Genomic DNA, 16,103 nt, shown 5'->3' with positions numbered 1-16,103 from the left:
GGCGATCTCCCACGGCCACAGAAGCGCTACCTCGAACGCGCGGCGTGGGAGTACGCCAGCGAGTACGGCATCGGATTCTGACAGACAGCTTCCTCAGCGATGGTTTTCGACGAACTTGAAGGAGCCCTATCACTGGACACCAGCGGGTATAGCCGCGGCACCGACCGGGCCGTCTCCGAGACGTCCGACCTCGACCGCGCCGCCACGCGGCTGGAGACGTCGGCCCAACGCGCGGCCGAGGGCTTGGACGACATCGGTGCAGAGGCCATCCAGACCGCGGCCGAAGCCAGCGCTGCGGAGTCCCAGACCGATGCACTCGGCGATGAGCTGACCCAGACAGCGACGGCGGCACAGGTCGCCGCCTCCCGTCTCGACGAGGTCGGCGACGAGATGACCGAGCAGGCCGCCTCGGCGACCGCTGCCTCTGGGGCGACGTCGGCCTATGCGTCTTCGGCGACGACCGCAGCGCTCGCCTCGGGCGGCCTCTCGACGGCCATGATGGGCTCGCTCGTCCCGGCCTTCGCCGCACTCTCATCCATCGCGGCCCCGCTCGTCGCGACGTTCGGCGCACTCGCGGCCGGGGCGACCTCGCTCGCGGGCGCGTTCGGTGCGGTCATCGGGACCGGTATCCTCGCGTGGGGTGATAAGCTCGCGAGCCAGAACAAGCAGCGGCTCCAGCAAATCAACCAGAAAATCCGCCGCCTGGAGGCACTGCAGGATACCGAAGAGGGACTGACCCAAGCACAGAGGCGGCAGTTGCAGTCGCTGCAGGAACAGGCGGACAAACTGGAGGACACGACGAGTGCCGCCGGGGCGCTCGAGCAGCGCTTCGGCGAGCTCAAGAACGAGATCGTCGCCATCCTCGTCCCGTTCGGCCAGCAGTTCATCCCGCTCATCGAGGACGCCGCCTCGGCGCTGCCGCAGCTTGTCCAGCGGATGGTCGACTCGGTCGGCGGGACCGAGATGTTCCGGCAGGAACTGCGGCGACTCGGAGCCATCGGGATGGACGTCATCCCGAACCTGACCGGGCTGATGTTCGACTTCGCCCGGGAAGCGCTCCCCGTCTTCCAGGACTTCGTGAACGTCGTCCGGCAGCGGGCGGGGCCGGCGATGGACTTCCTCGGGCGCGTCGTCGACGCGACGGCACCGACGTTCGGCGACTTACTCGACGCTGTGCTGCGGTTGATGCCGCCGTTCACGCGCCTCGGCGTGACCGTCACCAACGCAGTCGTCCCCGCGCTGACGGACCTCGTCGACATCGTGACTGATGCAATCGAGTGGTTCAACGACCTGCCCGACCCCATCAAGCGCGTCTCCATCGCCGCGGCGGCGCTCACGCCTGTCGTCACGGGCGTCGTCACAGCGCTCGCGGGGCTGTCTTCGGCGGCCACGGCGGTCGCGGGGGCGCTCGGGGGCGTGCTCCCGGCGCTGACGGCCTTGACCGGCCCCCTCGGGACGGTCGCCATCGCCGCCGCCACGCTCGGGACGGCGTTCGTCACCAACTTCGCCGGCATCCGCGACTCGGTGATGCGCGTCCTCGACACGCTCCGGTCGCAGTTCCGCCCGGCGATGCAGACGACGCGCTCGCTCGTCCAGGACGTCACGGCGACGATCCGGAACGTCTGGGACCAGCGGGGACAGGACATCATGCGACGCATCCGGAGCATCACCCTGCTCATCGAGGATTCGCTAAAAGACGCGATGCGGACACTCGCCCCGCTCGTCAACACGGTGTTGACGGGGATGTCCGAGTTCTGGAATAAGCACGGCGCAGCAATCACGAACGTCGTGTTCTCGACGATCATCGTTGCCCTCGACGCCATCAAGACTGCCATCCGGGGCGTCCGGACCGTAGTTTCGACGGTTCTCGGGACGATGGAGACGATCTGGAACGAACACGGCGAGCAACTCAAAACCATCATCCGGACGACGTGGTCGACCATCGACGGCGTCGTCTCGACCGGTCTGGAGAACATCAAGAACGCGCTCCGGGCCGCGGCGGCCATCCTCGAAGGCGACTGGAATGAGGCGTGGACGGCAATCAAGACCATCGTCAACCGGACCATCAACGGCATCCAGTCGTTCCTGCAGGGCGATGGGAAGTCGATGCTGTCGGCGGCGTTCAGTATCATCCAGACGGAGTTGGACGAGATTTGGACGACCACGATGAACGGCCTGAAAAATCTCATCCAGACGACGTGGAACGAAATCGTCGACTGGCTGCGCGGCATCGGCCGCGAGGACTTCATCGCCGCCGCGAAATTCATCGGCGAGAGTCTTGCGGAGACGTTCAAGACCTACTGGGGCATCAACAAAACTCTCGGGACGATCATCGTCGACGCCATCGGCGCGTTCGTCGACTATCTCCGAAACGACGCGTGGAACGACATGACCGCCGCAATCACGTTCGTTCTCGAAGGGATGCTCGACGCGTTTATCACATATCTAAAGGTACAGGGAAAACTCTGGACCGTTTTCACAGACTTCGTCGGGGGTTGGTCGAGTACATCAAGAACGACGCGGCAGGCGATATCGAGACTGCCATCGGTATCATGTGGGATGCCGCGATGGCGGCGACGCAAGCGTTCGTCAACGAGTTGTTCTACAACTCGCTTATCAAAGACACCTTCAACGACATGGCGGCGTGGATTCGGTCCACGGCCGCATCGTCGCTCAACAGCGCGATGTCACAGGTCGCCGACTCCATGCAGTCGGGGATAGAGACGCTTGACCTGAGTAGCGTCGAGGACGATCTGCAGGGCATCATCGACAAAGCAAGCGACGCCATCAACGAAATCGCTGAGATTCCCAACAACGTCACCACGACGGTCACGAGAGAAGTCGAATACCAGGAGAACCCGTCCGGACGGGACACGGGGGCGGAAGGCCCCGGCGACAGCGACGACGATGATGACCACGACACCGACGTGTCGCCGCCGACGAATTACGACCCGGGCGGTGACGATGACGACGGTCCTGCACGCGGTTCCGAAGACGACGGGTCGACTGGCTTCGTCGGCCTCGCCCGCGGAGGATACGTCACCGGCGCCACAGCGGCCTTCGTCGGCGAAGGAACCGACGACGAGTTCGTCACGCCACACTCGACCATGGAGCGGATCCTCCGAGACGTCGCTCGCGAAGCGATGAGTGCAGGCGGTGGGGGCGGTGACACCTACCACTTCGACATCGACGTCGACGGCAGCGACATGAGCGAGCGGGAACTCATCCAAGCAGTCAAGGACGAGTTCAAACAGGATCTCAAGCGGCAACTCGGGCGGCCCTGACAGCGCTTTTCCATGACCTTCAGATACGGCTACGTCAGACACGGGTACCACCGGTACGGCAAGGGCGACCCGGTGTACCGCGGGCACGATTCACCGTGGTACGTCACGCTCGCCCCGACGCTTGGCGCGAACGTCCGCGCGGACGGACTCAGCGCCGAGGGGAGTCCGTCACCCATCCGCCCAGGGCAGACGGTCACGTACACGCTCGCGTTCATGCCCCAGCGCGGCCGTGGCTTCGGCGCGAACGAACACGTCGACCGCTACCGCCGGGCGCGGTCGTTGCTGATCCGCGCGGACGACGTCGTCACCTACGGAGAGGTGCCCGGCGACGAGGTCCGCTATCGCGAGCAGCACGACGCGCCGGGCGGGACGCAGCTCGTCCGCATCGGGCCGCTCGATGCACAGTCGAACGCCAGCGCGCCAGCCGGCGCACCCCCACCCGGACGGGACTCCATCCACGAGCCACGATGGGCGGTCGTCACGGGCGGTGGGACGGAGACGAGTCGGCCGGAGAAGGGCGCGCTCCTGCAACTGCAGACGGTCACCATCGCCCCTGCCAGCGACTTCCCGAAGCGGTCGGCGCTGCGGGCGGCGCGTGAGGTCAATAGCATCTAACACAGATCATGGTCAGCTACACGATTGAAGACGCGGATGGTGGTGCCGCCCTCGACGAGAACATGCAGCAGTATCGCGGCGATGGCTACGGCGTCGTCGACCCAGAAGGCGGCGACTTGGAGGTGACAATCGATAGCGGCACCCTCGGCGGGGCGAGCACGCTGTCGGTCGCCGCAGGAGATGCGTACACCGCCGGGACGACGCATTCGGTCAGTAGCCAGTCGGTCAGCATCAGCGGCGCCAACCCGACCGACCCACGTCGGGACGTCGTCTACGTCGATTCGTCGGGCAACATCCAAGTCGAAGACGGGACGCCTGAGGCACGCGACCCGGAAGAGGGCTCGCTCTCTCGATTCGAGCACTTCCGTCCGGCCCCCGCAGACCTGGCGTCGACGCCCGCGGTCGTCCTCGCCGAGGTGTGGGTGCCCGCAGGGGTGGCCACAATCAGCGGCGCGGACCTCCGGGACCGCCGGACGCGTGCGCTCGACGTCGACAGCCTCGTCGACGACGTCGCCACCCAGTCGGACCTTCACACGAGGTACACCAACGAGGAGGCTCGCGACGCCGCGGGCGCGATGGCGACCGACGGCCTCGTCTACGACGACGCGAACGACGAACTCGGCTTGAACGTCGTCGCAAGCGGCCCCGAGACGCTGTCGAGCGGTGAGTTCCTCGTCGACCTCGGCGAACCAGTGACGAACGGGGCTGGATACAGCATCTTCTTCGGTGACTCCGACGGTGCGAAAGTGGCCGGCGAGAAGACCGAAACCGGTGGGAACCACGCCATCAACATCGTCGAGACGTCCACGAGCGTCGACAATCCAACCGTCGAGTTCTGGATCGTGAGGTTCGGCTGATGCCACAGCGACTCAACGCCGACGACGGGGCGGGGGCCCAACCCATCAACTCGCTGTTCCGCCTCGGTGAGGGGTACGGCTGGCTCGAGGGCGGCGGCGTCACCATCGCGAGCTCGAGCACGAGCATCGACGTTCGCGTCGACAGCGGGACCGTCCGCGTCGATGGGTCCCTCGTCGAGTTCAGCCAGGCGACGCTGACGCTGCCCGACGGGGCGCCGGACAACCCTCGTCGAGACCTCGTGTATGTCGACTACCGTGGCGACGTCGGGTTCATCCAGGGCGAGCCCGCCGCCACAGTGACGGAACTGTCGCCGACCGACCGGTTTCAGAACCCCGTCCCGGTCCCGCCCGCGGCGACAGCGCTCGACGGTGTCCCACTGGCGGAGGTGTGGATCCCGACCGGCGAGACGGCGAGCGACAATCTCACTCCTCGCGACGTCAACGACCTCCGCATCGCCGACGTCGGCGGCTTCGGCATCGTTCCTGTCCTCTCCGCAGACCCGCCCGAAGAGGACCTCACCCAGACGCGGCTGTGGCGCAACGACAGCGTCGGCGAGTTCCGCGCGTACGCGGCCGACGCAGACCAGATCGTCTCTTTCTCAACGACGGTCGAGACGAGCTTCTCGGGGCCGACGACACGGCTCATCGAGGACTTCGAGGACTCCATCAAGGGCAACTGGCGTGGTGGGGATTCGACGTACACCTACAACACGCCCGCGTTCGAGGGCAGCGCCGCGGCGTACTGGAGCGAGTCGTCTCGGGCGACGGAGTACTCGCTGCAGGGTGACGGCCTACCGTACTACCCCGAATCCGGGGACACGGTCGCGATGGCGATTTACGCCGAATCAGGGAACGACAACATCGACCTCGGCTTCGGGAAGGACGTCGATGACTACTCCGGCGACAATCGCATCCGCGTCGACGTCGGGAACGACTCGGTGCAGCTGCTCTCGACGGACGCCGACAACACCGAGCGCCAGCTCGGGTCGGCCAGTCCATCACTGTCGCTCGATACGTGGTACATCATCGAAGCCGACTACGACGGCGGCGGGACGGGCGTGCACCCGACGCGGATCTACTCGACCACGACTGGGAGCGACCCAGGGCAGCGGGACACCGAACTCGCCGCGATCAGCTCGCCGACGAGCGACGAGACGCACCAAGGCCGCGGGCTCGCCCTCGAGATTGTCGGCCCGGGGCGACTCGACTACCTCCACGCGCTGTCATAAATGCCCAACTCCGACCTGACGTTCACCTACGGCGGGACACGCCCGGCGACGTACGGCCGGACGCTCCCGGGCGCGTACGGGCCGTTTCCGACCGCGCAGTACCGGCTTCGACTGACGGCCCCGAACGGCCGTCGGATCTTCACGACGGCGCTGATCAGCATCGAGGCGACGCTGGAACATTCGGCCGTCTCGACGCTCACGGCCGAAGTGCCGCCGTTCGACGGTCTCTCGGACTTCCTGCTCGGCGACGCCGTGTTGGAGTTCCGTGGCGAGCGACTGTTCGGCGGGACCATCGTCATACTTCCCGGCCCCACGACCGCCGAGACCGGGACAGTCGATATCCACGGCCCAGCGCGGACGCTCACCCGCGGGGCCATCAGCGTCGGTCCGTTCGGCGGCGACGCGTACGAGGCGATTGCGAGCGTGTGGGGCGACTACACGCCGTTCGACGCGACGGTCATCACACCGAACTCACCGACGTCGCTCTCGGACTTCTCGACCGAGGGGACGCCGATGGAGGTCCTGCGCGAACTGCACGACCTCGCCGGGATGCGCTTCACCGTCCAGCACCAGCAGCAAGGTCCGCGTGTCGAGTCGTACGTCCCCAGCGAGAACACGAAACCCGCCCCGTGGACCGGCCTGACGTGGGACTCCGACCTCGACGCCACCGAGTACGGTAACGCGGTCGAAGTGTACGGCGGGACGAAAAGCGGTGGGGGCCGAGCGTTCGCACGGGCCGAAGACACAGCCGAGATCGACGACGTGGGCGAGGAGCCCATCCGCATCGACGATTCGTCGCTGACGACCGACGCGGACTGTCAGGCCCGCGCTGATGCCGCACTCGCGGACTACCTCGGTAACGACGAACTCTCCGGCCGCGTCGACGCCACGCCGGCCGTCGTGCTCCCGGGGTATCACTACGACATCCCCGAGTTCGAGATGGATGGGGCGGTCCCAACGCTCCCCGTCGAACAGACGACGCTCACCGAATCACAGGGCGACGCCCGGACGACGGTGAGCATCAACGACAGCGGACGCGGGGCGGTCGACATCCTCGCCGCGCTGCAGCGACAGGCGGCGCGACTCAACCAACCATAATGCTCTGGAATCCAGTCCGACAGACGCCGGTGACGACCGTCACCATCGACTCGTTCGAAGACCAGGACCTCGCCGAGTACACCAACGTCGACGGGGGTGACTGGACGTTCGTCACGTCGCCAGTGCGGAACGGAACGTTCGCCGCACAGATCGATGGTTTCAACGAGATCTACTCACTGCCCGGCGACGGACTGCCGGCCTACTACGGCCGTGGCAACGGGACGCTTCGCGTCTCCGTGCGCTCGGACGGGAACGCGTCACCGACCGCCATCCCGTGGTTTCGGTTCGGCGCAGCGGATAACGCCAACAGCTACTACGTTCGGCTGGACTTCTCGACCGGCGACGTCGGCTTGAACAAGGAGGTCACCGGTTCGACCTCAACCATCGCGAACACGTCGATCACGGTCTCGGATGGTGAATGGTACGAGTACGAAATCATCTGGGACGACGGCACACTCGGGGGCTCGGTGGGGGACCTCACGCTCACTGTGACGCGTGTCTCGGATGCGACCGAACTGACCACGCTGACCAGCAACGACACCGACGCCGCGCTCGAATCGAACGAGGGCATCGGCTTCGTCGGCCAGCAGTTTGCGTCTGGCGAGGCGGTCACGTGGGACGCCATCACCAAGGAGTGAGAGACATGCCAACAGAATGGATTCTGGTCCCGGTCGTCGGCACCGGGACAGGCGCGTCCGAAGCCTCGCCGGACGACCCACGTCGAGCGAAGTTCTCTGACGGGTCACCGTTGCGGTTCTGCGGCCACATCGTCACCACATCCGGTCCGACGGCGGACGTCTGGGTCGGGACCGTGACCGGCACACAGGCCGAGCTCGACGCCCTCACCGCGGAGGCGGCAGTCACCACGCTGGCGTCCACGGACGCGTTCGACCAGGTCCGCGACCTCTCGGACGTGTCGGACTCGGCGACGCTTGACTCGTTCCTGCCGCCGTAACGATCGCTCAACACACGATGACGCCCGTCGGGGCCGAGCGCCAGACCCGGCACTGACACCACACGTACCACAGCTATGGCTCCAGGCACAATCGTTCGCTACACCGGACAAGGCGGCGGGTTCAGATGGGATCTGTACGACATCGATGTCGACAGCGCCAGCCCGCTCGAAGTAGTCGCGCCGGACGTCGCCGACCTCGTCGACGGCGATCCATCCATCCCGCTTGAGAAGTACCCCGAAGGCGACGTCAACCTCGACCTCTCACCCGTCGACGGACTCGCGATCGCGCCCGAATCGGTCCACGCCGACGGCGACATCACGACCGACGGCTCGGTGGGGCCCCCGAATAACCCAATCGAGACAGCTGTCGAACGACTCTACACCCAAGCCCGAGGACCAACGGCTGTCGTCCATCAAGAGGAGGGGACGTGGTACGCGTCAGGTCCCAGTGACGAGATCGACTCGGGAGCAAACGCTGTTACAGTCGCACAATCCGCGTACGATCACCTTGCGAACAACTACAGCGCTGCACTACTCGCATTGCAGGGGACGCTTGATTTCGACAACCACCTCGATATGTGGCAGTCTCGGATCGGCGTCTGCCTCACTGGAGAGATCATTCCAAAGGAGTCTTACACGGGGTATCTCGTGCGGAGCCGTATGCGGGACGGGGCCACGATTGAAGGCCCTGACTCGCGTATCTTCAACCTCAACCTTTGGGGCAGTGGTACCATCGACGGGCAAAGACAGGCCAAAGGGGTCGAACTGAACGACCTCAACCTCTCACACATCGGTCCGCTGCACGTCCGCAAAACCGATGGGCCTGGGATGCGCGTTGCAGACGGCGTCATCGAGAGCCAATTCGAGCATATCCGCCTATCCGACGACTGCGGAAATGCCAGCGATCCCGCACTCCTCATCAAGCCCCGCAACGCGAGCCGCTCGGCCTATCCTGACTTCGACATTCCTGTCAACAATATTTCCTGGGACAACCTTCATATCCATTATCCGTGGGATGATGCGATAATTATCGACTCTGATCCAGTCACGGGAGGAACAGATGCTCGGCAGATGTTTTTCGACAGCATCTCGCTCCACGCAAAAGGCCCGCGGACGACGAAACCACTCGTCTCAATCCCACAAGCCATCAGTATCAAGTTCGACTCGGGCACCATTCGCGGCGGGGACGAAGACGGGAGAATATTCAAGCTCGGAGACTTGGGGAGTAATTCAACCGCTGGCGACATCAGATTCAGCGGGATAACGTTCGGAACTGACAACTTGAACGCTACAGCGATTCACATGGAAAATGTGAACCAGGACGAGATGATTGGCATCTCTAACTGCCAGTTCCGAGGCGTGCGTCCCGTTGACTGGGGGGCGCAGACGCAGAAAAAGGTCGGCTGGAGCGCCAACCATGTTGTTTCCCCGCCTACTCCCGTTTTCCTGGGGCAACCCCCACGCGCGGGTGGTCCTTATCCGCTTGAAGAGCCAGTGCGTCCGATTAAGGGCTATTTCGACAATTTCGACGGAGAGGTGCTTCACCCTCGCGTGTCGGGAACGGCGAGTGTCAAATCGGGAACCGATGATTCAAAAACGCTGGCGGCGAATCTCAATTGGTTCGAGGATAGCGGCTCTCCCTCTCTCGGTGGCGGCGCGTTGACTTTGCCTGCGGGTAACTCAACCCGCCAAGCGGTATTTCGCACCCATGCGATTCCCGCAGGCGGGTTTCGGTATCAGATTTCGGCACAGTCAACCCCGTCGAGTGGGTCGCTCTACCTCCGTTTTCTGGTCGAAACACGCGCCACGGACGACCTCTTTATGGAGCTCGACGCGGCGGGGGGCGCGTTTCTGAAAAAGACGGACGGGGGGTCTGAATCGACTCTCGTCTCAGGGGCTTGGGCGGCTGATACGGGGTCCTATTTCGTCCAGACCAATCGCAATCCAGGCGGGTCGTTTGATTTTCGGGTCGATTTCAGCGCGCAAGGCTCTGTGACAGATAGTTATCTCCCTGCGTTCGACCGTATGATTCTCGACAACACGATGGATGTTGCAGTCGATATTACGCAAGTTCAGTGTTGGTGAGTACCGCGCATTCGGGATAGGTACCGATTGCGCCCGCGATATTTTTTACATACATTACTACAGTAGTTCAGACACTGACCACTTCAGCAAGTCGATGATAGAAGATAGGTTTCTAATACTATACCTAAGATATGGAGCATTATCGATTAGAAATCCAAGAAGTTGAAACCCAAGAATTTGTTGCAGTTGTCTATCTCGTCTAGTGAGTATTTTATGCGCGATTATATTCAAATCGTTCTCAACTGAATGGATGCTGCCTTCTGTTTCATTTTTCAGGTGTGAAGCTATGCTATTGATTATTTTCGCTCTGTTTGTCTCCTCGTAGGAAATATCGACATTCCCAAACCCACTGAACCTCGCATCTTTAATCACCGGTGCGGCCCGGCCTCTGATTTCAAGAGCAGGATCACCAAAAAACTCACCTCCCTCAATAAGTGGCTCTGCCCGATCGGAAACACGTAATCCTGGACCCATAGTAATACATTTCGACATCTATCAATATGTTTTCTTTGCCCGTCGAGCGCCGCCCGGTTCGGTATCAAATTGGAGTCGACGAGAACCCGCTCGGTCTGGACGAACAACACCGGGCTTCCCTGAATTTCTCGACGCTACTGCGCTACTCTCGGAGGGAATGATGGACAATAATCAGCAACTATGCTCATTCATGATGAACTCATTGCGTTCGCTATGGACCCTCCGGGCGAGTGGGCACTGCATGAAATGCGTGAGGTAGTCCGTCTCTCACATGAGATCGGGCTGCTTACTGACGAGGGCGTCGGCGAGGCCTTGGCCGCTCTCGAGGCTGGCGATACAGACATCCCGTTGGCTCTCATCCGGGCAGGGAAAGCCCGCGACGACGGGTGATGGTGTCTATTCTCGCGGTGGCGTGAATGTCACATACAGAAACAGCTAAGATAGCGTCACACCTGTCTACAACTGACTGGTAGCGCGGTGCCCACCGTGGGCGACTTGTAGCCCCCCTCGCTTCGAGGGGATTTCAGAACACGTCCGAGCTGCGGTCTTCGGTTTCCAACAATCGGTCGAGCGTTACTGCACCTTGTGAAAGTCAGTATTCAGGCGCTTCATCAGTGATGGTTTTACGCGTTGGAAAATGGGGGCGAGGAGAAAAGCAGCAGCAACAGGAAGGAAGATCGCCAACAGTGTCCGGTCGCCAAACGAGGCGTTGAACAGCATGATATACGTGAGCATGCCTAACGCGGTGATGATGAGTAGCTCCAAGCCAGTCCCCAGGTACACCGCGAGCCCCCGGAATCGTGCCATATTGTGAGTGCCGTTGTAACCGCAGATACTTGGGCGTTACTTGTGTTATTTATAATTATGTATACGAGAGTTAAATTCTGATATCCGACTACTCATTACATGTCACCACATTACAAATTTCTGGCTTGACCCGCCCGCCATTTCAGTACGTTGCCGCCAAATTCACCGTCTATGAACTGATTAGTATCTTCTTCCCAGGGTGTATGTTTTTAATCGGCTTGGCCCCACTTTTGCCGAATACGATCCCTGTTGCGTCTACTGCACTAGTCGTATTTTTGCTCATCGCAGGGTTCGTCGTGGGGCAGGGGATCCACAGTGTCTCGAAAGCGATTGAAGAACTGTTTGGCATCCCAAACCACCGAGCCGTGGTGATCGGCGAACTCGCTTTTCCGACGATCATGCCGTTTGAGACTATCGAGCGTTTTTATGAGGAGTGCCACCTGCTATTCAAGGACCGCGGGCTGCCAGACCTGATCCGAGCGGTTGACCGAGAGGCCCAGTTCGAGACAGACACTGAATACCGGGAACTGATCGATTACAACGCCGCGAAAACGCTTGAGCACCTCTCTGACGATGAGTCAGCACGAATCGTCACTATGTACTCCTATGTCAGATCTCATCTGCACATGTATGGCTCCGGCCGCGCCAGGTCATTTCAGGCCATCTACGCGATGTGTCGAAGTATGTGGGTTGTGTCTGGGAGTCTCGCTGGTGTGTATTTCATGTATGGAATCTTTAAAGCGAACAACGTCTTCACCGACCGCGGCGTCTACCCGTCTCACCTCGGAGGTGTGTCTATCCCTCCGTCCATCATCGTGTTAGGGAGCGTCGTCGTTGCGCTCAGTTCGTATGTCGTTTTCCGCGAGGCAATGATGTCCTACAAACGGAACTTTGCACGGTACTTCATCATCGACTTTCTCACGCTCCGGAACGCGGAGGTCGATTTCGTTCTCGAGGAGTTCTGATTCGGTTCGTTCTATCAGTTCCTACGTGTGGGGTGGAGAATTGTTTCGTCGTCCCTACTCGTTGACGGCTCCTTTTCACTTCGATAGCGGCGTGTGGACGCGGTCTCGTCTACACAACCCCTACTCCTGACGCCCGACAGCCACGGGTCTAACGTGTCGGATAGGCTACCGTGCCGGAATGGGTCCGTGTGAGACAGAAATCGGAGGCCGTCAAGCGGGCCACAACGCCGCCCGTTCGTCGAGGGGTTGTGTGGCCAGAAGTCGTGGGGGCGCTGATCTATTCGACGACGATTCCGAACGCCCCCGCGATCGTGATCCAGAGGCCAGTCCCGACGGCGCCAAGCACGCTTTGGCCGAGGAACTGGCCCATGGATAACGACTCCATGGTCAGAAACGTCCAGATGACCGCGAAGGGACCCCAGGCGACCCACCAGAGTGGATTCTCGATCATCTTACCACTCCCAGAACCCCTCGTCACTGAGGTCGTCGAACTCGAACCCCCAGCCACGGTCGAGCGCTCCCGCGCGGAGATCTCGTGCTTGCTCGCGTGAGTGACGCGTCTCCGGATGGGTCTCCTTCTCGACGACCGTCCGCTGCCCAGTCAGCGTGTTCAGTCGAATCTCGTCGGGACGGCGGTCGTTGATCAGTGGTGGGTCTGGACGCAGATCGGTGTGATCCGCGTGGGTGATCTCCGTGAAGGGATCGAACTCCGCGGCGAGGATATCGTCCTCGATCGCGGCATCGTGGGAGCTGTTGTTTCCGCGGCCTCCCAACAGTCTGTCAAGCATTGCAATAAGTCATTTGTTCGTGAAGGTAATAAAGGTCTAGCTTATTTGCCACGAAGAAAGGGTTAGCCTCGATTACTCTTTCACCGGTTTCGGACTCTCGGACGCCACGCTCGTAGGCCCCGTCTCAACCGAGCCGCTGCTCACGCCACGGGGACGACCCAACCGCAGGTACCGCGACGCTGATTGGCCCTATAATATAAGTTAGTTGATGTACCAAACGGTGCCATGTCAGCGGCATATTCGGTGATACCTGTCCTGCGGACGCCATCGGTATCACCAGGTGATCAAGTCAGGATCGACATCTACGTCAGCGGTGTGGGGTCCGTTCAGATGGGTAAAATTTATATTCTACATCCACACGAAGGCATCACCAGTGGCGATATTGAATTAAAAGTGGGATACGATTTGGATTCAAAGGGCAGAAAAATCAAATCCCACAAAAATTTTCCAGAAGAACACATGCGTATGAAATATTCTGGTCCAAGTGCTTATTTCGTGTTCGAGGACTACTTTTATGCCCCCGAACCAAGCGAAATGCAAGGTATATACCAACAGTTCAATAACCCCGCTGCAGCAGACTTTGCTAGGCGGGCATGTGAGGTGGCATGGGGTGACTTACCTCCAGCAAGAATCACATTTGACGTTTCAGAGGATGCCAGCCCTGGCAACTACGAAGTGTTTGTGACACATGCGTATAATAACAATATTGGATATTTGACTGACAGAAAATCGGTCGAGTTCCATATAAAAACGCCAGTCGAGGAATGGCAACCAACCTCAACCTACCTACGTAATGCAGGGGCAGTGGCAGCGGTCCTTTCACTGATCGTCGTTGCTGCAGGGACTGTTCTGGAGCAGGTCGTCATCAGCCTGCCCGCAGCTGCGGTATTCGGCCTTCTTGTAGCTGTGAGCATATTGATTTCAGCGGACATGTACCTCGACAAGGACGATTATTGGGAGGTTGAGAACTGAAGCCGCTGCACGCTACAACGACTCCATCAGTTCCTCGGTCTTCTCACGCTCCGCCGCAGCACGACGCACCTCCTGAATCCCGTCGACGTTGAGGTCGACGTACATCCCGTCGTCGTGGCGGTCCTTCGTGATGATCTTCCGGCGCTCTAACTCCGAGGCGGCCTTCGAGACGTCCGTCGTCGTCGACACGCCGAGACGCTCGGCGATGGTCTCGTACGAGACGGCCCCGCCCTCGGCGATGATCGACGCGATGACGCCGCGGACGTACCGCGGTGACGCCGCACACTCGGCCTTCGCGGTCTGGATCTCTTGCCGAACAGCGTCCAGCGCGAGGAACTCGTCGTAGTCCCCCAGCGGGGCGAACGCCTCACCCTCGCGCTCGCGTTCGCGAAGGCGCTCGTTCTCTTGTTCCAGTTCGTCGACGCGCTCCTGGAGGCGTTCGACACGCTCGTCGCCGCCGGGCTCAACGTGGCCTGTCTCGACGGTGGTCCCGAACAACTCACCCAGCGCGGCGATGTGATCGCCGGCCTGCTCGAACGCCGTTCGGAGTTCCTGAATCTCTGCATCGAGGTCGGTCACCCGCTCTTCGAGGCGCTGGGTCTCCTCCTGGAGCGTGTCGCGCTCTTCGACGACGTCCTCGAGCTCGGCCTGGAGGTCGTCACGTTCGGCTTTCAGTTCGTCGACGCGGCCCTGCAGGTCAGCGACACCCTCGCCGACATCGCGAGCGGCGCCGCCGTTGGCCCCACCGAGGTTCTCCAGCGCCGACGCCAGCCGGTCGGTGTCGGCGAGTTCCTGTTCGAGGTCCGCCTTTTGCTCGCGGAGCCGTTCGTTCTGTTCACGAAGGCGTTCGAGTTCGTCGGCGCGCTCGTCGCGACGCTCCCGTTCGGCTTCGACCTCCGACTGAATGGCCGCCAGAACGTCGGAGAGTTTATCGGGCGTTTCGGGGAGCTCGAACGACTCCTCGCGCGGATCCGGCGACCGGCGCTTCCGGACGGTCGTCGGCCCGACGAGGTCGCCGTCGGTGATCGCGGTGCCCCGGGCGAGAATCTCGCCGGTCGACAGCGCTGCGAGGTCGTCCTCGCTGCACCGGAGCGCGTCAGCCGTCCGGCCGATGTCCTCGTCGCCGGGTTTGTGGGCGATGAAGTCCTGCGCCAGCTGGATGACGCCGTTGTGGAGGAACGCCCGGCGCTGGTAGCCGACCACGACCGAGATGCCCTTATTCCCGCCCTCGGTCGCGACCTTGATCAGCTGCCCGCGGCAGCGCTTGACGTGGTCGTCCAGTTCGGGCTCGGGAGCGCTGTCCTTTGGCGCCATGTAGTGCGCCTCGTCGACGACCAGGAGGCTCTTCGTCCGATCGCCAGCGCGGTATTTCTCGTGGGCGCGGTCGTTCAGACTCCGGACCGCTCGGGCCGCGGCCTCGTGGATCCGACTGCCCTCCTGCTCGTAGTCGGCGTACGTCGACACGTCCAAGAGGACTTTCATCCCGCGGTCGAGCACCCACGACCCGACCTGGTCGAGGTCCTCCAAGCCCACAGCGAGGTCGACGCCCTCCTCCTCGCGAGCTCCCACCACGACGATCGCCTCGTCCTCCAGGCGGACCGGCGACAGTGCGCCGAGGCGCTCGATGATCAACGTCGGAATCGCGACGTCGGCGAGGTCCTCCAGGATGACCGCCAGCGTGTTCGACTTCCCCGTGCCACTCGTCCCCTCGACGGAGAGCCGGAAGTCCTGCGTCCTGACGGGGTCAAACGCGACCTCTCCGAGCGTGACGGTGCTGTTCGGTTCCTCGGCCATGAGCGCCTGTTCCGTCTCGGTGCTCATGAGTTCGCCCTCCCCGATGAATCCACCCAGAAGTCACCTCGCGGCCACACGCGCCGGCCATATCGGGCCTGTGGTGAACCCCGTTTCCCCTCCGACCGACGCGTCCCGCGGGGCTCCCTCTCCACGGCGGACGTAGGAGCCCGTGTGAATATA

At 61.9% G+C, this 16,103-nt stretch carries 16 protein-coding genes; 12 read left to right on the top strand and 4 right to left on the bottom strand.

Annotated elements, in window-relative coordinates:
- Positions 1-99 precede the first annotated feature (99 nt).
- From C2R22_RS05905 to C2R22_RS05860, 10 genes are all read left to right on the top strand, one after another.
- Positions 100-2,721 (top strand): hypothetical protein, encoded by a 2,622-nt coding sequence (locus C2R22_RS05905; RefSeq protein ID WP_103424939.1) that lies wholly within the window; start codon positions 100-102, stop codon positions 2,719-2,721.
- Positions 2,685-3,284: a hypothetical protein gene (locus C2R22_RS05900; protein ID WP_103424938.1), complete on the top strand. Its 600-nt coding sequence runs from the start codon at positions 2,685-2,687 to the stop codon at positions 3,282-3,284. Before C2R22_RS05905 ends, C2R22_RS05900 begins: the two co-directional genes overlap by 37 nt.
- Positions 3,285-3,296: 12 nt before the next feature.
- The gene (locus C2R22_RS05895; RefSeq protein ID WP_103424937.1) at positions 3,297-3,899 is read left to right on the top strand and encodes a hypothetical protein; all 603 of its coding nucleotides are present in this window, start codon (positions 3,297-3,299) and stop codon (positions 3,897-3,899) included.
- Positions 3,900-3,907: 8 nt separating this feature from the next.
- Entirely contained in the window at positions 3,908-4,756 is an 849-nt protein-coding gene (locus tag C2R22_RS05890; protein WP_103424936.1) for a hypothetical protein, read from the top strand.
- The gene (locus C2R22_RS05885) at positions 4,756-5,985 is read left to right on the top strand and encodes a hypothetical protein (RefSeq protein ID WP_103424935.1); all 1,230 of its coding nucleotides are present in this window, start codon (positions 4,756-4,758) and stop codon (positions 5,983-5,985) included. Before C2R22_RS05890 ends, C2R22_RS05885 begins: the two co-directional genes overlap by 1 nt.
- Complete coding sequence (locus tag C2R22_RS05880; protein ID WP_103424934.1) at positions 5,986-7,083, top strand: hypothetical protein; 1,098 nt, start codon at positions 5,986-5,988, stop codon at positions 7,081-7,083. It begins immediately after the preceding gene.
- A complete protein-coding gene (locus C2R22_RS05875; protein ID WP_103424933.1) occupies positions 7,083-7,721 on the top strand; it encodes a hypothetical protein in 639 nt (212 codons plus the stop codon). The genes C2R22_RS05880 and C2R22_RS05875 overlap by 1 nt, the downstream gene beginning before the upstream one ends.
- A 5-nt stretch (positions 7,722-7,726) precedes the next feature.
- Complete coding sequence (locus C2R22_RS05870) at positions 7,727-8,038, top strand: hypothetical protein (RefSeq protein WP_103424932.1); 312 nt, start codon at positions 7,727-7,729, stop codon at positions 8,036-8,038.
- Positions 8,039-8,113: 75 nt separating this feature from the next.
- Entirely contained in the window at positions 8,114-10,123 is a 2,010-nt protein-coding gene (locus C2R22_RS05865) for a hypothetical protein (protein WP_103424931.1), read from the top strand.
- A gap of 654 nt (positions 10,124-10,777) precedes the next feature.
- The gene (locus tag C2R22_RS05860) at positions 10,778-10,987 is read left to right on the top strand and encodes a hypothetical protein (protein ID WP_103424930.1); all 210 of its coding nucleotides are present in this window, start codon (positions 10,778-10,780) and stop codon (positions 10,985-10,987) included.
- A 183-nt stretch (positions 10,988-11,170) separates the two neighbouring features.
- Here the strand turns inward: C2R22_RS05860 and C2R22_RS05855 are convergent, their stop codons facing one another.
- Positions 11,171-11,404 (bottom strand): hypothetical protein, encoded by a 234-nt coding sequence (locus C2R22_RS05855; RefSeq protein WP_103424929.1) that lies wholly within the window; start codon positions 11,402-11,404, stop codon positions 11,171-11,173.
- A gap of 275 nt (positions 11,405-11,679) precedes the next feature.
- Between C2R22_RS05855 and C2R22_RS05850 the strand changes: the two genes are divergently transcribed.
- On the top strand, positions 11,680-12,369 hold the full coding sequence (locus C2R22_RS05850; protein ID WP_162562397.1) for a hypothetical protein: 690 nt from the start codon (positions 11,680-11,682) through the stop codon (positions 12,367-12,369).
- A gap of 277 nt (positions 12,370-12,646) precedes the next feature.
- Here C2R22_RS05850 and C2R22_RS24920 read toward each other — a convergent pair whose 3' ends face one another.
- Positions 12,647-12,820: a hypothetical protein gene (locus tag C2R22_RS24920; protein WP_162562396.1), complete on the bottom strand. Its 174-nt coding sequence runs from the start codon at positions 12,818-12,820 to the stop codon at positions 12,647-12,649.
- A 1-nt stretch (position 12,821) separates the two neighbouring features.
- Positions 12,822-13,157: a hypothetical protein gene (locus C2R22_RS05845; protein WP_103424927.1), complete on the bottom strand. Its 336-nt coding sequence runs from the start codon at positions 13,155-13,157 to the stop codon at positions 12,822-12,824.
- Positions 13,158-13,382: 225 nt separating this feature from the next.
- Here C2R22_RS05845 and C2R22_RS24915 point away from each other — a divergent pair, with 225 nt between their 5' ends.
- Complete coding sequence (locus C2R22_RS24915; protein WP_162562395.1) at positions 13,383-14,129, top strand: hypothetical protein; 747 nt, start codon at positions 13,383-13,385, stop codon at positions 14,127-14,129.
- A gap of 12 nt (positions 14,130-14,141) precedes the next feature.
- Here C2R22_RS24915 and C2R22_RS05840 read toward each other — a convergent pair whose 3' ends face one another.
- Positions 14,142-15,950 carry a hypothetical protein gene (locus C2R22_RS05840; protein WP_103424926.1) on the bottom strand — a complete coding sequence of 603 codons (1,809 nt, stop codon included), beginning with the start codon at positions 15,948-15,950 and terminating at the stop codon, positions 14,142-14,144.
- Positions 15,951-16,103: the final 153 nt, after the last annotated feature.

The sequence above is a fragment of the Salinigranum rubrum genome, from assembly GCF_002906575.1.
In the GTDB taxonomy this organism is placed as follows: domain Archaea; phylum Halobacteriota; class Halobacteria; order Halobacteriales; family Haloferacaceae; genus Salinigranum; species Salinigranum rubrum.
This window is presented reverse-complemented; position numbering and strand designations above follow the sequence as displayed.